Here is a 21070-nt window from a genome sequence, read left to right as displayed (position 1 = left end):
ATTTGTTTTTTATTAAAAAGAAACAAGGTGTTAATTTATTTATTAAATAATCTTACGTTTATCGTTATTTATTTCTGTTTCTTTTTGCTTTTTATTTTTGTATTTCTGCTTTTTTTTGCTTTTAATAAATAACATATGATTGTAATCACAATCCCATAACAACTAATAAACTAAAGTTGTTGCCATAGAGGTAACATTAAATGAAAGCAGAGCGTCATAAAAAAATAATTAATCTGATAAAAGGTAATGGTGCAGTAAAAGTTTCTGTTTTGGCTAAAGAACTTGATGTTACCAAAGAAACAATACGATCAGATTTAAATACGTTAGCTGAAAAAGGAATTATAAAAAGATGCCATGGTGGCGCTTTTATAGAATTTGAGACATTAGATAAAGTCGCTAAGAAAGAAATTATACAATTTCTAGAATGTAATGATCAAATTGACAAAAACGATTTAGCAAATAAAACAGCAATAAATAAGGTGTGCGTACTGGGTTCGTTTAATGTTGATATGATTAGCTATTTGCCTAGATTGCCAGAAGCCGGGGAATCCTTATTATCAAATAAATTTATCTTCTCACCAGGAGGTAAAGGCTGTAACCAAGCATTGGCAGCGAGTTATGCCGATGCACAAGTACATTTTATTACGAAGATTGGTACTGATCAATTTAGTGATTATGCAGTTAATTTTATATCGTCATCAAGAATAAAAACATCAACGATATATCAAACTGAAAATTACCAAACAGGAACAGCGTCTATTTTTGTTTCGGAAGAGAGTGGAGAGAATATTATTTCTATTTATTCTGGTGCTAACATGGATATCTCTGCAGATGAAGTAAAAATACAGAAAGATAAAATTATTGATGCAGATATTATTTTATTACAGTTAGAAACAAACATTGAAGCATTAAAAGAAATTATTGCTATTGGAAATGAAAATAATATTCCTATTATTCTTAATCCAGCGCCTTATAACAAAATAGTTAATGAATTACTTCCTATGATAGATGTATTAACACCTAATGAAACGGAAGCAAGTTTATTATCTGGAATAGAAGTTCTTGACTTAGGAACTGCAAAAAATGCGGCAGTTTCTATTTATCAACAAGGCGTAAATAAGGTGGTTATTACGCTAGGTAGTAAAGGTTCGTTAGCTTATGACGGATATAAGTATATTTACTCTCCGGCATATCCGGCAGTGGTAAAGAATACCGCAGGGGCAGGTGACGCTTTTAATGGCGCGCTCGCGGCCTCATTGGCAAAAGGAAAGCAGTTTTCTTATGCGTTACGCTATGCATCAGCTTTTTCATCATTAGCTGTTGAGACGAGTAATGCTTCAGAAATGCCTGAAGATATTAATGTCATGCATCGCATCAATCAAACAACATATTCACAGATTGTCACCCAATCCCCTGAATAAATAATCTTTTTTGAAAGAGGAATAAAAATGAAAATCTTATTTATTGGTGAGTCATGGCACATTCATATGATCCACTCTAAAGGCTACGACAGCTTTACTTCCAGCAAATATGAAGAAGGCTCTACGTTCTTATTAAGTTGCTTAAGAGAGAAAGGTGTTGAAGTCGATTATATGCCTGCTCACACCGTTCAGGTTGCTTTTCCACAAACAGCAGAAGCATTGGCTAAATACGATGTCATCGTCATAAGTGATATTGGTGCAAATACGTTCCTTCTGCAAAACGATACTTTCTACAATATGAAAGTTATTCCTAATGCATTGGGATTAATTAAAGAGTTTGTAGCGAATGGCGGTGGCTTATTAATGATTGGTGGTTACCTGTCATTTATGGGTATTGAAGCTAAAGCAAACTACAAAAATACATTACTTGCAGAAGTTCTGCCTGTTGAAATGCTAGATGGTGACGATCGTGTTGAAGCACCTGAAGGCGTATTTGCAAATGCAGTAAATGCAGCACATGCATCAGTAAAAGGCTTTGGTGAATGGCCGATGTTCCTTGGCTATAACAAAGTATCAGCTAAAGAAAATACAGAAACCGTATTAAATATTGGTGAAGATCCATTGCTGGTATTTGGTCAATTCGAAAAAGGAAAAACAGGTTGCTTTATGAGTGACTGTTCTCCTCACTGGGGAAGTAAAGAGTTTTTAGCATGGCCTCATTATGCGGATATGTGGGTCAATATTCTTAAGCAAATTGCACGTTAATTTGAATTCAGAATAACTGTCATAAAAAGTAAAAAAGCGCAGGGTTGCGGCTCTGTGCTAATAAAAAAACCGATTACTTGAAAAATAAAAAAAGAAATCACTCATAGCCAATAATCCAAAAGGAACATCTTATGAGTACAAAAAATTTATCAACACCCTTGCTGATGTTAGCAACCGTGTTAGCAGGTATGCTATCACCAATGCAATCTGCGGTGAATGGGCAGCTAGGACACGTTTTAAAAGATGGTAACGCCAGTGCGGTTATCTCTTTTGCTAGTGGTTTAGTGGTAATGTTTTTTATCATAATGTCGAAAAAATAGTACCATCAGCAATTCGCATCAATTCCAAGTTTAATTAAAACACGCAAAATCCCATTATGGAACTGGTTTGCGGGTCTTTGTGGGGCGATGGTTGTTTTCTCTGAAGGCGCTTCTGCAAGTGCATTGGGGATTGCTACTTTCCAAACAGCATTAATTTCAGCACTGTTATTATCTGGCTTGTTATGTGACCGTTTTGGTGTGGGTGTGGATGAGAAAAAATATTTCACGCCATATCGTGTATTAGGTGCAGTGTTAGCCGTTGTTGCAACTTTATTTGTTGTTTCTCCGCAATGGCATTCAACTTCATTCATTTATTTAGCAATCTTACCTTTCCTTGCAGGTCTATTAGCCGGTTGGCAGCCAGCAGGTAACTCTAAAGTCGCAGAAGCAACAGGTTCTATGATGGTGTCTATCACTTGGAACTTTATTGTTGGCTTTACTGTTTTAACGATTGCTTTAATTGTTCGTATGGCATTAGGTCATATCACACTTGAATTACCAGGAACATGGTGGATGTATTTAGGCGGTCCTTTAGGACTGATGTCTATCGCGTTAATGGCTATTTTAGTTCGCGGTTTAGGCTTGTTGATGTTAGGTGTCGCATCTACAGCGGGTCAGTTATTAGGTTCTGTCTTAATTGATCTGTTATTACCATCATTAGGTAATACCGTTTATTTAGTGACAATCATCGGTACATTATTTGCGTTAGTGGGCGCGATTGTAACCACAATCCCAGAATTCAGAGCCGCTAAGCCAGCGAAAGCATAGGAGTAACATGATGAAAGGTTATATTCAAACTGTAACAGGCCCAGTTAAAAAAGAAGATATGGGACTGACATTACCTCATGAACACCTGTTTAATGATCTCTCTGGTGTTGTTGATGAACCTTTTTATGAATTCTCACATGTATTAGTTGATAAAAAAGTCAGTGCCGATATTCAATGGGGGCTTAAATACGATCCTTATTGTTGTTGCGATAATATGGATAAAAAACCAATTGATGATGTTATTTTTGAATTAAATAACTTTAAAGAATTAGGTGGCAGAACGATCGTTGATGCAACGGGATCTTCATCTATTGGGCGTGATATTAGAAAGCTAAGACAAGTTGCAGAAATAACAGGGATCAATGTTGTTGCTTCTTCAGGGCTTTATATTGAAAAGTTTGAAGGTCAACGTCTTGCTGATGATATCGAGGCAATGGCAAAGATTATTGATGACGAGTTAAATGTAGGCATTGATGGTACAGATATTCGAGCAGGAATGATTGGTGAGATTGGGGTTTCTCCTTTCTTTACTGACGGTGAGAAAAATAGCTTACGTGCAGCGGCAATTGCTCAAAATAATAATCCTTATGCTTCTATGAATATTCATATGCCAGGCTGGCAACGTCGTGGTGATGAAGTTTTAGATATTCTGTTATCTGAAATGGGCTGTAACCCTGCAAAAATTTCATTAGCACATTCTGATCCATCGGGTAAAGATATTGATTATCAATGCAAAATGCTTGATCGCGGTGTTTGGCTTGAGTTTGATATGATTGGCCTTGATATCTCTTTCCCTAAAGAAGGGGCTGCGCCAAGTGTTATGGATACTGTTGAAGCTGTCGCAACCTTAATTGAAAGAGGTTATGGTAGCCAAATTGTATTAAGCCATGATGTGTTTTTAAAACAGATGTGGGCAAAAAATGGGGGGAATGGCTGGGGATTTGTTCCGAATGTCTTCCTTTCATTATTAGCTCAACGTGGCATTGATAACTCTATTATCAAAAAGTTATGTGTTGATAATCCAGCAAATTTATTGGCTTAAATCTGAGTTCGAATAAATAACAATAAACATACCCCTTGAAGTATTTAGCGGCACCTTAATCGAGTGCCGCATTTTTATGTCTCAAGGAGCAGGAGATAAACTGAAAAATTAACGTAAATGGTAATTTTCAATATAACGTAGTGAATGTGTTGAACCATTAATCACTAAAGAATGTGTTTGTAGATATTGGGATTGTTGGTTAACACCAGATAAAAGATCACCTGCCGTAATGGCGGTTGCTGCAAACATCACATCTTGATTACGAACTAATGTATCTAGTGATAATTTGATATTTACATCGGTTCCCATTTTATGACAGCGAGCAATTTCACTGACAGCAAACTCTCTATTTTCTGCAGTATTTCCTTTTGCGATGTCACGCGTAATCAGACGAGCTTGCATATCACCACCAAGTGCTTTAGCTATCGCAGCACTAATAACACCTTCAGGAGCTCCGCCAATACCGTACATAACATCAATACTATTATTTGGCATTGTGGCGTATAAAGAAGCAAGAACATCACCATCAGGTAGTGTAATCACATTGATCCCTTTGGAACGAAGGTCGTTAATAATATCGTGGTGGCGAGGTTTGTCTAAAATAGCTAACGTAAGTTGCTCAAGTGATTTATTTAATGTTTGTGCAATAGCATCAAGGTTATATTCTAGGCAGTGGTTCAGATCAATGACGCCAGCAGCTTGTTTACCGACAATTAATTTTTCCATATACATATCGGGAGCTTGTAGAAAACTGCCTTCAAAACCTGCAGCTAAAATAGCTAGAGAATTGTTTTCACCCGTTGCTACCATGCGAGTGCCATCAATAGGGTCAACAGCAATTTCTATTTTTTCACCTTTTCCATTACCGACTTGCTCACCGATATAAAGCATCGGTGCTTCATCTATTTCGCCTTCACCAATAACGATTTCACCATTGATATTTAAGCTATTTAAACGTGCTCTCATGGCACTTACGGCGGCATCATCTGCTGCGTTTTTATTTTGTTTTCCGATCCAAGGCATGGCTGCAATGGCCGCTGCTTCTGTTACAGAAGCAATTGCGTTAGTTAATTCGTCATTTAATTTCATATTATGAGTGTGTTTTTTAGTACAAATGGAAGATTAAGGGAGTTGATAGATCATACCTTTTTTTTGAAATTGTGTGCTAGGTTTAAATCAAGAGTTCTTGAATTTGATTATTTAGGAATAAACTAAGATAAATCTGTGAAAATTAAAGTATAACTAAGGTTAAGAGACTAAATTACATGGTGTATTATGCAAAAGGATTAGGTTGATGGATGATTTTCTGACGCTCATTGTTACGATATTTGTCGTGGTATCTTTGTATTGGCAATATCATACCTATACAAACACTCATTCATTGTTGTATCGAATTAAGCAACTTGAAGAAAAGCTTACCGAACAACAAGCTAAATTACTTAAGTTTTTAAATAAAAATAGCTCTGCAAATGAGAGTGCAGAGCTTGATGATAATAAAAATGAAATAGGCGATTTATCGTGTGAAATAAAAAGGGAGCCAAAATCAACTTCATCAAGTTATCAGCCTAAAACAAGTACATTCATTAACAAAACAGAAGAAATACAAAATGAGGTTGAAAATAAAGAGCCAGCTGTTTATCAACAAGCACAAGTATCAAGAGAAACGACATTTGATAAAGTTTCTCCTAAAGAACAACCTCCGATCGCAGATGCTTCTATTAGCAAAGCACTTAATGTGGAAGATCCACACACCAATAAGTCAACCTGCTCTAAGCCGGAACCAAAACCTTACCAACCTAAAATTTCAACGAGTCGTTTTGCCCATCGTTATCAAAACGAGCCAAAAAACACACCAAATGAAATTTCGCCCACCCCACTACCAGAGAATAGTGTGAATGTAGCGAGAGCTAATCAATCTGGAGCTCAAACTGATAATTTAGGTACAACAATAGCTCAAGCCAGACCCGCATCACAATATAGACCCGCTTTAAATCCTCACCCAAAACGTCAACAAAAATCGATTTTGGGACTTATTTGGAATTGGGTAGTAACAGGAAATCCGTTAGCTAAAATAGGGATGTTATTACTCTTTTTTGGTCTATCTTATTTACTTAAATACAGTATTGAAAATGAGCTTGTCTCAGCATCAACACGTTTAATGATAGCTGGAACAGGATGCTTGGTCTTATTAGGTCTCGGCTGGTGGCTTAGAAAGAAAAATCTGATGTATGCACTGATTTTGCAAGGAGGCGGAATTGGTGGGCTGTATATCACAATTTTTGCAGCGACCAAAATTTATGATTTTATTCCTATTGGCATCGCGTTAGCGATTATGGTGTTTATTTGTATAGTCAGTGTTATTTTAGCTGTTCTTCATCGAGCAATTAGTTTAGCGGTATTAGCTTCATTAGGTGGTTATTTAGCACCTGTTTTATTGTCTACAGGTAGTGGTAATTATATTGCATTGTTTAGCTATTATCTTATTCTTTCCATTGGCATTCTTATTATTAGCCATTGGCAAGTTTGGCGTTTATTAAATCTTATTGGTTTTGTTTTTACTTTTGGTATCGGTTTTATATGGGCAATACCGAATTACGCTCATGCCGATTATTTACCTTGTCAGATATTTTTAATTGCAAATTGGTTGATTTTTGGTGTTGCAACGGAACTTTCAACATTAAAAAATAAGCTGAGACTCAATATTTCTTTTGATGCCACATTATTATTCGGTACACCATTGATTGGTTTTATCTTCCAACACCGATTAGCATCAGAATGGGAATACGGTGTTGCTATTGCTTCATCTCTTTATGGATTAGCCTATTTTGCGTTAAGTTGGTTTGTCCTTAAACGCTATCGCGAAGAGGGTAAATTACTGGCTATTGCTTTCTTTATGCTATCAGCCACATTTGCTACTTTAGCCGTACCATTTGCTTTCTCTGCTGAATGGACATCTATGGCATGGGCAATTGAAGGCGTTATGATCCTTGCGTTTTCTGTTTTACAGCAACAAAAGAAACCAGCTATTGCCGGGACTATTTTAGTTGCTATTTCCTTTGTTCTACTATTTAACATGCGTGTTATTTCGTTAAGTGATTGGCTAATGTTTATAACACAAATGATTGTTGTATTTGCAGTGGCGATACTGTGGTATCGAGCTAAATTTATTAATATCGATAACCGTACTATTGGATATGTAACTCTATTTATTGCTGCGGTGAGTTGGGGATATTGCGTATTTACTTTACAAGAGTATGGCGAATATTGGTTTTCTCCGAGTGTGAAAGCTATTACTTTTGCTTTTATTCTTATTAGTTGCTGGGGAATGTATTTTGTAGGTAAAAAAACACAATTCTCTGAATTAGCGAGTTGCTCTGTTTTATTGTGGCCAATGTCAGCACTGATTATGTTAGTGTACATTTTCCAAGCTGGATCATTAATTGACAATTGGTTAAGTACCATTGTATGGATAGCAATATTTGCGAGTGGCTTCTATTTACTTAAGGTTAATACATTATTGCCTACACAAAGGTTAAATAAAGCATTAATTCATGTTATGCATCTTGTTTTTATTGGTTTGTTCTTATTCACTGAAATAATTTGGCTAATTGATACTACTTATCTTTATGTAAGCCTGCATTTTGCCAGTGTTATTTTTTCCATAAGCTTATATATAGCAATAAGTACTATACTTGTTATGAAAGTTAATTGGATTAAAGCGTATCTAAATACTTATTTAGTAATAACAGTACCTGTTTTAGCTTTACTAGCTCTTTCTTTAATTTTTGCCAATATGAATAATGGTACTGAAAGTGGTGTTAAATTTATACCACTCTTTAATTTGATGGATCTCATGGGAATTGTGGGGATATGGGTTGGCTATAAATTTATTTCAGTAATGAAACAGTCTCCTAAATATCAACAGTTATTACAAAATAATTTCCCATTATACAATTATATTATTCCCGCGGTGATTTTCTGGTGGGCTAATGGAATTTTATTAAGAGGATTAGCCTTTACTACTGATATTGACTGGTCAATGTATGAGATCATTAACTCTAAAGTGATCCAAACAGTATTAGCTATTATCTGGGCAATTACTGCAGTAGTGACGATGATGATGGCAACACGCAAAAAATCACGTTCAAGTTGGTTTATTGGTGGTGGGTTATTAGCAGTTGTCATCGCTAAACTCTTCTTCATTGATACATCGTTAAGTAGTGGATTACTTAGAGCATTGGCCTTCATTGGTGTTGCTATACTGATTTTGTTTATCGGTTATTTCTCACCATTACCGCCTAAAAAGCAAAATCAGAAGACAAAAGCGTAGGAATATTTGCGTTTAAAAATACTTATTTTGGGAACTAAATCATGCATATAATCTTAAAAAATTTATGCATGATTTAAAAAGAAGAGGAAAGTATCAATGCATCAAGGCCTATGTCTGTGTGGTGGTGTTAAATTGTCAACCACACGAAATATCTCTGAGCTCAGTGTTTGCCATTGCAGTATGTGTTTACGTTTGAATGGTGGCCCAGGATTTTCTATTGATTGTCAGTCAGATTTGAATATCGAAGGTGAAGAAAATATCATACGTTATGATTCATCATTATGGGGTGAGAGGGCATTTTGCAAGCACTGCGGTTCTCATCTTTTTATCATCTGAAAGAAGCCAAAATTTATTATGTATCAGCAGGATTGTTTTCTGAAACAAAAGAAAGCAAGCTTACTCTACAAATTTATATAGATAATAAACCTCACTATTATAATTTTATAGAAAAAATGTCGATGCTTACAGAAAAAGATATTATGGATATGCTTAATAAATAATTTTGGTGCTATTTATTGATTTTTTGTATTTAAATTTTTGATTGTAATAAAGGCTCGTTTATACGGATCTTTATTTATATCTGAACAGTTAATGATATTAATTTAATGAAAATAAGATAAGGTTTGTAAAAAACTAGAATGTTAATGAGCAATGCAATATGATAATTGGGTTTTAAATAAATACAGATTTTTTAATACCTTAACTAAAAAGGAAAAATTATTGATAAACACAATAATAATAAGTCAGGCTGAGTTATTTAGCTTGGGGATAAAAACACTTCTTAGTCAAATCAAAAAAATCAATATTAGAAAAATCATGACTGATGAGACAGAAGCATTCCGCTATTGCCGTCAGTTTTCTGTTAATCTTATTATTATCTATTCATCTCCTTCAGTTTCATTAATTAATTCAATAAAAAGGATTAAACGTTCATTCTTATCAATTAAAATTATTGTTATTTCACCTAGTACTGATTCCATTTTATCTATACCACTTCTTCAATTAGGAATTGAAGGCTTTGTGGTCATAAATGCCTCGAGTGAAAATATTCTTCAAGCCATTCGACAAGTATGCATTGGGCAGCGTTATTTAAGCCAAGAGTTTGCTATGGATATTGCACTGGCTAAATTACAAAAAAATTTGAATCCATTACATCATTTATCTGAAAGAGAGCTACAAGTCATGTCTATGATAATTAGAGGAAAAAAAATCACACAAATTGCAGATGAGTTAAATCTCAATACAAAAACAGTAAATAGTTACCGTTATCGAATGTTTAGTAAACTTAAAATCTCAGGTGATGTAGAATTAACTCATATAGCAATACGTTATGGGTTAATTGAGATAGAGAGTCATTTACAAAGTGGAAGACAAATTTGACGCCAAAGCATTCTTAAGTCGAGTCACTGATAAACCAGGTGTTTATCGAATGTATGATGCAACAGATACTGTAATTTATGTCGGTAAAGCCAAAGATCTGAAAAAGAGGCTTTCGAGTTATTTTCGTGCGCAAGTAAATAGCCGTAAAACCGAGGCATTGGTTAAGTGTATTGCAAATATTGATGTGACTATTACACATACAGAAACAGAAGCATTATTGTTAGAGCATAGTTACATTCAGCGCTATCAACCTCGTTATAATGTGTTATTACGAGATGATAAATCTTACCCTTATATTTATTTAAGTGGGGATAAACACCCAAGACTAGCTAGCTACCGTGGTGCAAAGCATGCAAAAGGGGAATATTTTGGGCCTTTTCCTAACTCTTTTGCAGTAAGAGAAACCTTAGCATTGATGCAAAAACTATTTCCTATTCGTCAATGTGAAGACAGTGTGTATCGCAATCGTTCAAGGCCTTGTTTACAGTATCAAATTGGCCGCTGTCTTGCACCTTGTGTGAAGGGTTATGTTTCAGACGAAGAATATGCTCAACAAGTTAATTATGTACGGCTTTTCCTTTCTGGTGATGATACACAAGTGATTGAAGGCCTTGTGACTCGTATGGAAGAAGCAAGCCAAGATTTACGCTTTGAAGAAGCTGCACGTATTCGTGATCAAATTCAAGCCGTAAGACAAGTAACGGAAAAACAATTTGTTGCCAATATAGGTGATGATCTTGATGTGATTAGTGTTGCTTTTAATGGCGCAATTGCTTGTGTGTATGTTCTCTTTTTCCGACAAGGTAAAGTATTGGGAAGCCGAAGTTATTTTCCTAAAATTCCAGCAAATACTTCACTTGATGAGGTAGTTCAAACTTTTATTGGTCAATTTTATTTGCAAGGAAGTGCTATTAGAACCTTGCCGACTGAAATTCTGCTCGATTTTAATTTGGAAGATAAAGCGATCCTTTCTGAATCTATCTCATCTATTGCAGGGCGAAAAATTCAAATTCAAACGAAACCTCGTGGTGATAGAGCGCGTTATTTGAAATTAGCTAGAACGAATGCAGCAACAGCATTAGCTTCAAAACAAGTCGAACAATCGACAATTTCACAACGCTATGCCTCATTGATGTCTCTTCTTGATATGAAAGAGATAAAACGAATGGAATGTTTTGATATTAGTCACACTATGGGAGAACAAACTGTGGCTTCATGTGTAGTATTTGACATGAATGGCCCATTAAAATCGGAATATAGGCGTTATAATATTAATGGTATTACTCCTGGTGATGATTATGCGGCGATGAATCAAGTACTCACTCGACGTTATGGTAAATCATTAGAAGAAAATAAAGTTCCTGATATTATTTTTATTGATGGTGGTAAAGGGCAATTAGCACAAGCAATAGAGGTATTTGATTCTCTGGATGTTGATTGGGATAAGTCACACCCTAAATTAATTGGTGTTGCAAAAGGGAGTGATCGTAAAGCAGGGCTTGAAACCTTGTTTTTTGTCCCTGAAGGTGAAGGTATGGCATTACCTTCTGATTCACCCGCGTTGCATTTGATCCAACATATACGTGATGAATCGCATCGTCATGCAATAACTGGGCATCGTCAACGTAGAGCGAAAGTGAAAAATACTAGCTCATTAGAGTCTATTGAAGGTGTAGGGCCTAAACGTCGTCAAATGCTATTGAAATATATGGGAGGGCTACAAGCTTTACGAGATGCAAGTGTAGAAGAAATTGCGAAAGTCCCCACAATTTCGACAGCATTAGCAGAAAAAATATTTAATGCGTTGAAACACTAAGTGTATTGATGCACCATATTAATAACTCTCACTTTTCTAGGTCGTGTAGAACGCTATGCAACTAAATATCCCAACTTGGCTAACTCTATTTCGTGTCGCTTTAATCCCATTCTTTGTTTTGGTGTTCTATTTACCATTCAAAGATGCGCCATTAGTATGTGCTATTATTTTTATGGTAGCCGCTGCAACTGATTGGTTTGATGGGTTTTTAGCACGTAGATTGAAACAAACTACTCGCTTTGGGGCTTTTCTTGACCCAGTAGCAGATAAAGTAATGGTTGCAACTGCACTTGTTTTAATTACAGAGTATTATCATGAATGGTGGATAACTTTACCAGCAGCAACCATGATCGCTCGTGAGATAATTATCTCTTCATTAAGAGAGTGGATGGCAGAATTAGGGAAACGCAACAGTGTTGCTGTTTCTTGGATTGGAAAAGTGAAGACAACCGCACAAATGGGATCATTAGTTGTGCTATTATGGCGCCCTACGGTTGAAGCAGAATGGTTTGGATTTGCATTATTGTATGTCGCAACCGTGTTGACTTTCTGGTCAATGTTTCAATATTTGAGCGCTGCATGGTCAGATTTGCGTGAAGCTTGATCGAAATGACTGAAAATTCACCGAACAGTCAAAAAGATGCAAATATAGTGTTGACTAGATTCAGGAAATCAGTAGAATGCAACGCATCGAAAGGCACAACGGTTTACAGAAATAAATAAGTAAATCAGCAAGTTCGGTAAAGCGGGAATAGCTCAGTTGGTAGAGCACAACCTTGCCAAGGTTGGGGTCGCGAGTTCGAGTCTCGTTTCCCGCTCCAATCTCTCATGAGATTGAGCAGTTGAGGCGCGTTGGCAGAGTGGTCATGCAGCGGATTGCAAATCCGTGTACCTCGGTTCGATTCCGGGACGCGCCTCCATTAATGCCCAGGTGGTGAAATCGGTAGACACAAGGGATTTAAAATCCCTCGGCTGTAAGGCTGTGCGGGTTCAAGTCCCGCCCTGGGCACCATCTCTTTTAGATAAAGAGTTTGGTGCAAAAGAAAAGTCCATTAATGAATGGCATTGTGTAGTAGTTAAGTCGTCCATACCAGTATTTATCTTAGTAATAAGAATTTACGGGCGCACCACAGAATTTAGCCCAGGTGGTGAAATCGGTAGACACAAGGGATTTAAAATCCCTCGGCTGTAAGGCTGTGCGGGTTCAAGTCCCGCCCTGGGCACCATATAAAATGCGGACCTTAATTTAGGTCCGTTTTTTCTTCCACTGCACATTTAGTGAAAGAAAACATATTAAGTTAGTTGTTTTAGATGTAAATGTTTTAAATTTATTTGTTACCTTGTTTTATTAGCAATATTATTCGTAACGAGTAAATACAATTTAGCCCAGGTGGTGAAATCGGTAGACACAAGGGATTTAAAATCCCTCGGCTGTAAGGCTGTGCGGGTTCAAGTCCCGCCCTGGGCACCATATAAAAAACGGACCTCGATGAGGTCCGTTTTTTGCTTATTTAAATCGTATTAAAAACAGTTTTCTAAGATAGTAAGTACATCTTTAGTTGTTAACTTTTTATAACCTTTGCCAATAATTGTTGTGGATTGAGCAATTATAGGTAGCATCTCTTTTGTTGCACCTAGTGCTTCTAATGAAGTTACAATACCGCACTCTTTTGTGAAGCGTTCAAGTGCATCAATACCTTCAAGTGCAATTTGATCTTGAGTTTTACCTTCAGCAGAAATCCCCCACACTTGGGTGGCAAAGCGTACAAATTTTTCAATGCCGAATTTATAGATAAAACGATAATAAGGTAGAGAAATTGCAGCAAGCCCCATTCCATGGGCGCAATCGGTATAAGCCCCCAATTGATGTTCAATCATATGAACTTGCCAATCTTGTGTTTTTGAAAGCCCTGTCAAAGTGTTTAATGCCAGAGTTGCATTCCACATTAGGTTACTTCTTGCTTCATAATCAGTTGGATTTTTAAGTGCGATACGCAAATTATCAATAGAAGATTTTAATAAACCTTCAATTAAATAATCGGTTGTATTTGCGCCTTGATCTGAAAAATATTGTTCCATCAGATGGGACATCGTGTCGTATACACCACTCACCATTTGGTATTGAGAAACCGTAAAGGTATATTCTGGATCTAAAATTGAAAACTTAGGAAATACATTGGCAGGAAAAACACGGCCAATTTTATATTTTGTTTCTTCATGCGTAATGACTGAACCGCCATTCATTTCAGAGCCTGTTCCTACCATAGTAAGAATTGATGCAACAGGAACAGTTTTATTTTCAATTTCTTGATATTCAACCCAATACTTTTGGAAAGGATCTTCATTTTCACAATAGGCAGAAACAGAGATACCTTTAGCACAATCAATAACGGAACCTCCACCCACAGCTAAAATTAAGCTGACATTATGTTCACGTACTAATTGAGCACCTTCCATCATTTTCGCATAGGTTGGATTGGGCATAACACCAGATAACTCAACTACTTTTTTTCCTGCATGTTTAAGTATTGCCATGACTTCGTCATAAAGGCCATTAGATTTGATAGCATTACGGCCATACATCAGCATGATGGTTTCGCCATAATGTGATAACTCATCATTTAATTTAGCAAGAGAGTTCTTACCAAAATGAATGGTTGTCGGATTGTAGTAAGTGAAATCGAGTTGCATTTTGATATCCTATTGCAATATTAAGTTGATAGCTATCCCATTGAAGTATAGTCTTTTTTTAACTTCAAGAGATATAGTCTCTTTTCTGTTGATATAAATGCTATCGTTTTCGCATTTAGATATGAATGTCCGATCTTCTTAGTCTCTTGCCTAATTTTCCAAAAAACTAAAAAAGTGATAATAAATAATATAAATAGGCAATAAAGATAAAACGATTGAGCTTATGAAAAGTGATTATATTCAAACATTATTAGATTCTTTGAGCATTTTAATATCAGTTGCAGGTGGAGCTCCAAATAATCGACTATATTCACGACTGAATTGAGACGGGCTTTCATAGCCGACACGAAATGTTGTTGTTATTGCACCTAAGTTTTCAGTTAACATTAATCGTCGAGCTTCGTTGAGGCGAAGTTTTTTTTGAAATTGAAGTGGTGTCATTGATGTCATTGTCCGAAAATGAGTATAAAAAGCAGATTTACTCATTCCTGTGTATGACGCTAATTCATTAATATTTAGTGGTTTTATAAAGTTATTTTTTAACCAATCAACGGCTTTTGATATTTGATGGCTATGACTACCTGCTGTAACGATTTGATTTAATCGCTCACCTTGCTCTGTGATCAGTAAACGATAAAAAATCTCACGTTTTATACCTGGAGCAAGAATTTTAATACTATCAGGGGTATTCAGAAGATCGAGCAAGCGAATAAATGCATTTAATAGAGGTTCTGATAATTCACCAATCGCAATTCCTTTTTGAGCGCTTGAATTTAAATTAAATATTAATTCACTATCAACAATCAGTTGAGATATTTCCTGTAGATCTAACTCCATTACAAGCCCTAAAAAAGGTTTATCCTCACTGGCTTTCATAATATTTGCCATTACAGGAAGCTCGATGGAAGAAATTAAAAAATGGTTGGCATCATAAATAAAACTTTCTTCCCCTAAAATCACTCTTTTTTCACCTTGAGCAATTAAGCATATACCTGATTTATGTGTATGACTGGTAATAGAGGTAGGGGAAGTCCAGTGCGTTAATGCTAATCCTGGAATTTGGGTATCAAAATAATGCGTATTGTGAGTCCACTTTGCAATTTGCATGGCAAGTTTTTGGGTTAATAACGCCATGTTTTCTCTGTTATTCATGTAGACTCCATACAGGGTAAAGCCAAGAATATTACTCTAATAATAAAATTATAATGTATGAGATGAATATTAGACAATTATTTGATTTAGCTTGAATAGGAAATTTGGCAGGAAATGTTAAAAATAAAATGGACTATGACCCGAAAGATCATAGCCCATATAAATCTATTATTTATTAGTTTTATTTTTTTCTAACCATTTTTGCATTTGTTCAATTTCAGGGCCTTGAGCATCAATAATGGCTTGAGCTAGCTTGCGCATCTCAGGATCTGTACCATATTTTAATTCAATTTTAGCCATATCAATGGCACCTAAATGGTGTGCAATCATGCCATCAGCAAAAGCAACGTCTGCATTATCAGTGTTCATTCCTTTTGCCATATCAGCATGCATTTTATTCATAGATTCATTGAGCTCTTTTTGCATTGGAGAGCTATTATGCGATGCATCCATATTCATATGTGTATTGTTTGCCATTGCACCAAAAGAAATAGCACTCATTAAAATAATAGTGGCAGGTAAAATCTTTTTCATAACAGTTTCCTTTACTTTATCGTGAAATTGTTATCACTTTAAAGATTCCCCTTAGGGGAAGGTCAATGTTGTTATCCAAAGTTTAATATTCTTTACTTTTAATGACGCAATTACAGAGTAATTTGTTTAACTCTTTCTATTTCAATAAATTTCATCTTACAGTTAAAAATTTATTTATTGTGTCCTTTAAGATTTTCTTTATAAAAAAAAGATAAAAGTAATGATAACTATTCCCATCAAATGTTTTTTATTATAAAGTTGCATTATTAATGCAACTTTATGGGTGGCAATATGGAAACTCAAACAACAACACAATCTATATCTCAAGAGCAGCCAAAAGCAGGTCATACTTTTTTAGCTAGTTTAGGAAAAACACGCTTAAGACCGGGGGGCGTAGAGGCTTCTGATTGGTTAATTAATAACGGGCATTTTACATCCTCAAGCTATGTTTTAGAAATTGCATGTAATATGGCGACAACGTCAATTGAAATAGCGCAAAAATATGGTTGTCATATTATTGCTATAGACATGGATGAAAAAGCATTAGCTAATGCACAACGTAATGTTGAAAATGCGAAGTTATCACATCTGATTCAGCTAACGAAAGCCAATGCCTTATCTCTGCCTTTTCCCGACAATAGCTTTGATGTTGTTTTAAATGAAGCGATGTTGACAATGTATGCGGATAAAGCTAAAGCTAAATTAGTAAAAGAATATTATCGTGTTTTAAAACCCGGTGGTTTGTTATTAACACATGATATTATGAAAAAAAATAATGACGTAGATAAAGATAATTTAATTGGGGTAGTGAAATCGAACGTGGCTCCTATGTTTAAACAAGAGTGGCATGACTTGTTTATTAATATTGGGTTTTCAGAAGTAAAAATAAAATCAGGTAATATGAGTTTAATGTCACCTACAGGTTTGATCCGTGATGAAGGTTTACTTAGAACAGCAAAAATAATTAAAAATGGATTAAAAAACAAACAGAATAGAGAAAGGTTTTTATCCATGTTTCGTTTTTTTAGAGAAAATCGGCATCATTTAAATTATATTGCGTGTTGTTCTAAAAAATGATTTTTATCAAGATAAATTTATATATTGATTATAAGCACCTACAATTAGGTGCTTATTTTTTATAAAAATAAGAGTAATTAGAACTGTATATCTCGGTAATAAAATGTAAAAAATAAAAAGAATCGTAATCCAGATTGAACCTGATTTATTTAAACTATATATATTAAAAACAGAGATAACTAATATGTGGAGTTAAAGATGAAACAGATACTTATTATTGCAGGAGGACTTTTATCACTGACAATCATGTTGGCTATTTTTATTGCTATTTTAATGGTGTCTGTATTTAAAGAAACAACGGCTGAAATTTGGAATGAAGGTCGTGAAGTCATTGAAAATTCATCATCAAAAATGAGCGAAACTATTTCTACTGTAGAAGCAAAACGCGATACGCTTATGGCTGTCTATAAATCAAAAGAGAATAATGGTAGTTGTCAGCAATTAGCTCAAAAGTTAAATGAGGTTGATAGCGCGCTTTCTAATGGGCGTTTAATTTTGCCTCGAACGGCTGTTGAACAAATTGCTACTATTAAAAATGCTTTTGATGAATCAACTTCACCCACAAGAAATATAGCTTGCGAGCAAGCAATTCAAGTTATTGATAATTTAAGCCAGTAATTGATATATCCTTCCTGTTTTTATTCGTTTTTTATCTCAATATAAGAATATTTTGAATAAATAAATTAATATTTCTTATCATAATTCAATGAATAGCCTGCTTATTTTTACTCGAATTTGTTTATTTTTATTATTTTAATCAGATTGCGAATGAGATATTTATATCTACAATTTTACATCCTGAGAATATGTTAACGTTAAAAAGAAGTTGTACTAGGGATTTAAAGTCATAAGATGAATATGCTAAAATTGATAGCTGATTCGCTTTAGCTATCAAATTTAGTTATAACTTGGTTTGTTTTTTGTTTTTAAAAAACGCATTTTTTGTATTTATGCCATTTTTTATTACCAATAAATTTAAGCTCTTTAGAGTAAGTGGGCAAAGCGAGTTATATGAAGGCTTATATTATAAAGCAATAATATATACATCAATATTATTTAAGAAAGCATCGATTAATTATGAATATCGCAACACCAAACATAAATGAAGTAAGCCGCCAAACAGCCTGGATCAGGGTAATAATATTGTCGTTTGCAGCTTTTGTTTTTAATACAACAGAATTTGTTCCGGTTGCTCTGTTAAGTGATATTTCTGAAAGCTTTGGAATGATCCCAGCTCAAACAGGTTTAATGATCACCATATATGCTTGGGTGGTTGCTTTAATGTCATTACCATTAATGATAATGACAAGTAAAGTTGAACGCCGTAAGTTACTTATTATCTTATTCATTCTTTTTATTTTAAGTCATATTTTGTCTGGTATTGCATGGGATTTTAAATCGTTGATTGCAGGGCGTATAGGCGTTGCTTTTTCTCATGCAGTTTTTTGGTCTATTACTGCCTCATTGGCAATTAGAGTAGCGCCCCCTGGTAAACGAGCACAAGCATTAGGTTTATTAGCAACAGGAACAGCATTAGCTACGGTTCTTGGTTTACCTATTGGGCGTGTTGTTGGACAATGGTTAGGATGGCGTGCAACATTTATGGGAATTGGTGTTTTAGCTTTAATTACCATGTTTGCGTTAATGCGTTATTTGCCTTTATTACCCAGTGAACATTCAGGATCATTAAAAAGTGTACCTGTATTATTAAAACGTGGGCCATTAATGGGGATTTTCTTGTTAACAGTTATTGCTGTTACCGCACATTTTACGGCTTATAGTTATATCGAGCCTTTTGTTATTGATATTGCAAAATTAGATCAAAACTTTGCTACGTTAGTTTTACTTATTTTTGGTGGTGCTGGCATTATTGGTAGTGTGCTATTTAGTCGTTACAGCGCCAAAATGCCAACATCTTTTTTATTCTTTGCACTCATTTTACTTACTGCTTGCCTGAGCTTATTAATGATAAGCAGCCAAAATTTAACGACATTTATTGTGTTGATTATATTTTGGGGGATTGGCTTTATGTGTATCGGCCTAGGTATGCAAGTTAAAGTGATTGATTTAGCTCCAGATGCAACAGATATTGCGATGTCTATTTACTCCGGTATTTTTAATATTGGCATTGGTGCTGGGGCTTTGATTGGTAATCAAGTTATCTTACATGCGGGTATGCCAAACATGGGGTATGCAGGCATGATATTGAGCATTATTGCTGTTATTTTGTGTGGCTTTATTTTTAGCCGTTATCGCGTTTCTATGGGGGGGAAACCTCGTAAAAAGAATCAGCTTCACAAACACTAAATAAGTATTTTTATTTTAAAAGGCGTCTATTCAATATGAAAGATGCCTTTTTTATTTGTTGTAGATGAATATCCTCAATATGGCTTGTGATAGAATTCACAAAATTGACTTTGTATAAGATTAAGGCGAAAAAATGAATGGATTAACTTACCTAATGTTGGCGATTATATCGGAAGTAATTGCGACAACAATGTTAAAAGCTTCTGAAGGCTTTAGTCGATTATATCCATCAATTGTTGTTGTCATTGGCTATTGTTTTTCTTTTTGGGCACTTTCTCAAGTGGTAAGGGTTATGCCATTGGGTATTGCTTATGCAATATGGAGTGGTTTAGGGATAGTGTTAGTTTCTGTTGCGGCAGTTTTTATTTATCAACAAAAACTTGATTTACCAGCCATTATTGGTATGGGATTGATTATTGCTGGTGTTTTAGTCATAAACTTACTTTCAAAAAGTGCTTCACACTAATAGTGAATAACAGCAGACATTAGGGTGTCTTTGATGCAAAAAAAATTTAAAACAACATGTTATCTGTTTATGTTAGCTGGCTTGGGTTTTATTACAGGATGCAGTAGTTCAACTCAGACACAATATTCATCAACACAAGCAGTGAATAAAAGCAGAACGATACCGGCAACAAGTCTTAGTGTTCCTTTAGATGAATCGGCTAAGGCAACATGTGTTTTTTCAGGAGGGATACCTTCTTTAAACTATGAATTACATGGTGGGCAGACACCAGTGTGTCAATTTGCTAATGGTAAACGCTGTAGTGAACAGGCATTGATTGAAGGTGCGTGTATTCCAGGTTAAAACTGAATTAAAGCATATTATTTAGTTAATGTTTAAGCCTTATTTTACGAAGATAAATAGCCCTTAGCGACACACTAAGGGCTGTTTTTTTATTCTTTTGATTTAAAAGAATTGGTGATTTGGCTCATTAAGACCAATAGACCCACAACAAAGTAAGCAGAGAAAATAATTAGCATCCACTGTGGCATTTCTAATGTTAAGAATTGCCATTGGCTGACAGAGCAGTCACCCGTTGCTTGGAATACAGCAGGGAACCAATTTTGTAATGCAAACCAAGAAGGTAATGTGACAAAGAAATCACATGTTGCAAAAGGTGATGGATTAAGAATAAGTTGCGTATGCTCCCAAGCCAGCTCAATGCCTCGATAAGCTGAATAAAGCCATAAAAAACTACCTGCCATACGCATGAGTGCCATTTTGGGTGCGCTTGCACCAATGAATGCGGCAACTAATATTCCTAATACTGCGATGCGTTGATAAACGCACATCACACAAGGCATTAATTCCATTCCGTACTGAAAATACAATGCAGCACCTTCAAGACCTATTGCCGTTAATGCAAGCAATAGCCATGAAAAACGGCGTTGTGACCAGTGACGAAGAGCAGTCAGCATAATAATGTCCATTTAAATATTAAAATAAGTGTCTATTTTGCCCAA

At 35.3% G+C, this 21070-nt stretch carries 18 protein-coding genes, 5 tRNA genes and 1 pseudogene; 19 read left to right on the top strand and 5 right to left on the bottom strand.

The annotated features are described in order from the left end of the window. Positions 1-200: 200 nt before the first annotated feature. From ABN256_RS03055 to ABN256_RS03040, 4 genes and pseudogenes are all read left to right on the top strand, one after another. On the top strand, positions 201-1421 hold the full coding sequence (locus ABN256_RS03055; RefSeq protein WP_196554090.1) for a PfkB family carbohydrate kinase: 1221 nt from the start codon (positions 201-203) through the stop codon (positions 1419-1421). A gap of 27 nt (positions 1422-1448) precedes the next feature. Beyond that, entirely contained in the window at positions 1449-2186 is a 738-nt protein-coding gene (locus ABN256_RS03050) for a glutamine amidotransferase (protein WP_196554091.1), read from the top strand. 131 nt (positions 2187-2317) lie between these two features. Next, positions 2318-3274, top strand: a pseudogene (locus tag ABN256_RS03045) (DMT family transporter). A 10-nt stretch (positions 3275-3284) separates the two neighbouring features. Further along, positions 3285-4316, top strand: a complete 1032-nt coding sequence (locus tag ABN256_RS03040; protein WP_196554092.1) for a phosphotriesterase family protein — start codon at positions 3285-3287, stop codon at positions 4314-4316. A 108-nt stretch (positions 4317-4424) separates the two neighbouring features. Here ABN256_RS03040 and glpX read toward each other — a convergent pair whose 3' ends face one another. Beyond that, positions 4425-5405, bottom strand: coding sequence for a class II fructose-bisphosphatase (glpX, locus tag ABN256_RS03035; protein WP_072068336.1), 981 nt, complete (start codon positions 5403-5405; stop codon positions 4425-4427). A gap of 205 nt (positions 5406-5610) precedes the next feature. Here glpX and ABN256_RS03030 point away from each other — a divergent pair, with 205 nt between their 5' ends. The 10 genes from ABN256_RS03030 to ABN256_RS02985 all read left to right on the top strand — a co-directional run bounded on the left by ABN256_RS03030 (position 5611) and on the right by ABN256_RS02985 (position 13313). Beyond that, entirely contained in the window at positions 5611-8646 is a 3036-nt protein-coding gene (locus ABN256_RS03030; RefSeq protein ID WP_349439096.1) for a DUF2339 domain-containing protein, read from the top strand. A gap of 96 nt (positions 8647-8742) precedes the next feature. Further along, positions 8743-8982, top strand: a complete 240-nt coding sequence (locus ABN256_RS03025; protein WP_331459170.1) for a GFA family protein — start codon at positions 8743-8745, stop codon at positions 8980-8982. 315 nt (positions 8983-9297) lie between these two features. Further along, positions 9298-10026 (top strand): LuxR C-terminal-related transcriptional regulator, encoded by a 729-nt coding sequence (locus tag ABN256_RS03020; RefSeq protein ID WP_231619287.1) that lies wholly within the window; start codon positions 9298-9300, stop codon positions 10024-10026. Further along, positions 10010-11842, top strand: coding sequence for an excinuclease ABC subunit UvrC (gene uvrC, locus ABN256_RS03015; RefSeq protein ID WP_196554094.1), 1833 nt, complete (start codon positions 10010-10012; stop codon positions 11840-11842). The genes ABN256_RS03020 and uvrC overlap by 17 nt, the downstream gene beginning before the upstream one ends. 55 nt (positions 11843-11897) lie before the next feature. After that, complete coding sequence (gene pgsA / locus ABN256_RS03010) at positions 11898-12446, top strand: CDP-diacylglycerol--glycerol-3-phosphate 3-phosphatidyltransferase (RefSeq protein ID WP_072068332.1); 549 nt, start codon at positions 11898-11900, stop codon at positions 12444-12446. A 141-nt stretch (positions 12447-12587) separates the two neighbouring features. Further along, positions 12588-12663: transfer RNA gene (locus tag ABN256_RS03005), tRNA-Gly, on the top strand. 25 nt (positions 12664-12688) lie between these two features. After that, a tRNA-Cys gene (locus tag ABN256_RS03000) sits at positions 12689-12762 on the top strand. A gap of 5 nt (positions 12763-12767) precedes the next feature. Continuing rightward, positions 12768-12854, top strand: a tRNA-Leu gene (locus ABN256_RS02995). Between the two features lie 127 nt (positions 12855-12981). Further along, a tRNA-Leu gene (locus ABN256_RS02990) sits at positions 12982-13068 on the top strand. A 158-nt stretch (positions 13069-13226) separates the two neighbouring features. Continuing rightward, positions 13227-13313: transfer RNA gene (locus ABN256_RS02985), tRNA-Leu, on the top strand. Positions 13314-13363: 50 nt separating this feature from the next. On the opposite strand, the gene ABN256_RS02980 is transcribed toward ABN256_RS02985, so the two are convergent. From ABN256_RS02980 to copM, 3 genes are all read right to left on the bottom strand, one after another. Beyond that, a complete protein-coding gene (locus tag ABN256_RS02980; RefSeq protein WP_115349894.1) occupies positions 13364-14533 on the bottom strand; it encodes an iron-containing alcohol dehydrogenase in 1170 nt (389 codons plus the stop codon). 240 nt (positions 14534-14773) lie between these two features. Then, complete coding sequence (locus tag ABN256_RS02975; protein ID WP_072068330.1) at positions 14774-15685, bottom strand: AraC family transcriptional regulator; 912 nt, start codon at positions 15683-15685, stop codon at positions 14774-14776. Between the two features lie 168 nt (positions 15686-15853). Then, positions 15854-16219: a CopM family metallochaperone gene (gene copM / locus ABN256_RS02970; RefSeq protein ID WP_196554095.1), complete on the bottom strand. Its 366-nt coding sequence runs from the start codon at positions 16217-16219 to the stop codon at positions 15854-15856. A 291-nt stretch (positions 16220-16510) separates the two neighbouring features. On the opposite strand from copM, the gene ABN256_RS02965 reads away from it, so the two are divergent. The 5 genes from ABN256_RS02965 (at position 16511) to ABN256_RS02945 (ending at position 20411) form a co-directional block, all read left to right on the top strand. Continuing rightward, positions 16511-17296: a class I SAM-dependent methyltransferase gene (locus tag ABN256_RS02965; RefSeq protein ID WP_196554096.1), complete on the top strand. Its 786-nt coding sequence runs from the start codon at positions 16511-16513 to the stop codon at positions 17294-17296. Between the two features lie 198 nt (positions 17297-17494). Further along, a complete protein-coding gene (locus ABN256_RS02960) occupies positions 17495-17914 on the top strand; it encodes a hypothetical protein (RefSeq protein WP_196554097.1) in 420 nt (139 codons plus the stop codon). A gap of 459 nt (positions 17915-18373) precedes the next feature. Next, positions 18374-19603 (top strand): sugar transporter, encoded by a 1230-nt coding sequence (locus tag ABN256_RS02955; RefSeq protein WP_072068326.1) that lies wholly within the window; start codon positions 18374-18376, stop codon positions 19601-19603. Positions 19604-19736: 133 nt separating this feature from the next. Further along, positions 19737-20069, top strand: coding sequence for an SMR family transporter (locus ABN256_RS02950; protein ID WP_072068325.1), 333 nt, complete (start codon positions 19737-19739; stop codon positions 20067-20069). Positions 20070-20102: 33 nt separating this feature from the next. Then, entirely contained in the window at positions 20103-20411 is a 309-nt protein-coding gene (locus ABN256_RS02945; RefSeq protein WP_196554098.1) for a putative hemolysin, read from the top strand. Positions 20412-20500: 89 nt separating this feature from the next. On the opposite strand, the gene dsbB is transcribed toward ABN256_RS02945, so the two are convergent. Then, positions 20501-21025, bottom strand: coding sequence for a disulfide bond formation protein DsbB (gene dsbB / locus ABN256_RS02940; protein WP_196554099.1), 525 nt, complete (start codon positions 21023-21025; stop codon positions 20501-20503). Positions 21026-21070: the final 45 nt, after the last annotated feature.

Origin of the sequence: Proteus sp. fly-1008, assembly GCF_040140305.1 — a bacterium.
GTDB classification, from domain to species: Bacteria; Pseudomonadota; Gammaproteobacteria; order Enterobacterales; family Enterobacteriaceae; genus Proteus; species Proteus vulgaris_B.
The sequence above is the reverse complement of the archived record's forward strand: the minus strand, read 5'-3'. Positions and strand labels throughout refer to the sequence as shown.

Coding starts and splice junctions, on each gene's coding strand:
- ABN256_RS03055 (WP_196554090.1), top strand. CDS start 201: ATGAAAGCAGAGCGTCATAAAAAAATAATTAATCTGATAAAAGGTAAT.
- ABN256_RS03050 (WP_196554091.1), top strand. CDS start 1,449: ATGAAAATCTTATTTATTGGTGAGTCATGGCACATTCATATGATCCAC.
- ABN256_RS03040 (WP_196554092.1), top strand. CDS start 3,285: ATGAAAGGTTATATTCAAACTGTAACAGGCCCAGTTAAAAAAGAAGAT.
- glpX (WP_072068336.1), bottom strand. CDS start 5,405: ATGAAATTAAATGACGAATTAACTAACGCAATTGCTTCTGTAACAGAA.
- ABN256_RS03030 (WP_349439096.1), top strand. CDS start 5,611: ATGGATGATTTTCTGACGCTCATTGTTACGATATTTGTCGTGGTATCT.
- ABN256_RS03025 (WP_331459170.1), top strand. CDS start 8,743: ATGCATCAAGGCCTATGTCTGTGTGGTGGTGTTAAATTGTCAACCACA.
- ABN256_RS03020 (WP_231619287.1), top strand. CDS start 9,298: ATGCAATATGATAATTGGGTTTTAAATAAATACAGATTTTTTAATACC.
- pgsA (WP_072068332.1), top strand. CDS start 11,898: ATGCAACTAAATATCCCAACTTGGCTAACTCTATTTCGTGTCGCTTTA.
- ABN256_RS02980 (WP_115349894.1), bottom strand. CDS start 14,533: ATGCAACTCGATTTCACTTACTACAATCCGACAACCATTCATTTTGGT.
- ABN256_RS02975 (WP_072068330.1), bottom strand. CDS start 15,685: ATGAATAACAGAGAAAACATGGCGTTATTAACCCAAAAACTTGCCATG.
- copM (WP_196554095.1), bottom strand. CDS start 16,219: ATGAAAAAGATTTTACCTGCCACTATTATTTTAATGAGTGCTATTTCT.
- ABN256_RS02965 (WP_196554096.1), top strand. CDS start 16,511: ATGGAAACTCAAACAACAACACAATCTATATCTCAAGAGCAGCCAAAA.
- ABN256_RS02960 (WP_196554097.1), top strand. CDS start 17,495: ATGAAACAGATACTTATTATTGCAGGAGGACTTTTATCACTGACAATC.
- ABN256_RS02955 (WP_072068326.1), top strand. CDS start 18,374: ATGAATATCGCAACACCAAACATAAATGAAGTAAGCCGCCAAACAGCC.
- ABN256_RS02950 (WP_072068325.1), top strand. CDS start 19,737: ATGAATGGATTAACTTACCTAATGTTGGCGATTATATCGGAAGTAATT.
- ABN256_RS02945 (WP_196554098.1), top strand. CDS start 20,103: ATGCAAAAAAAATTTAAAACAACATGTTATCTGTTTATGTTAGCTGGC.
- dsbB (WP_196554099.1), bottom strand. CDS start 21,025: ATGCTGACTGCTCTTCGTCACTGGTCACAACGCCGTTTTTCATGGCTA.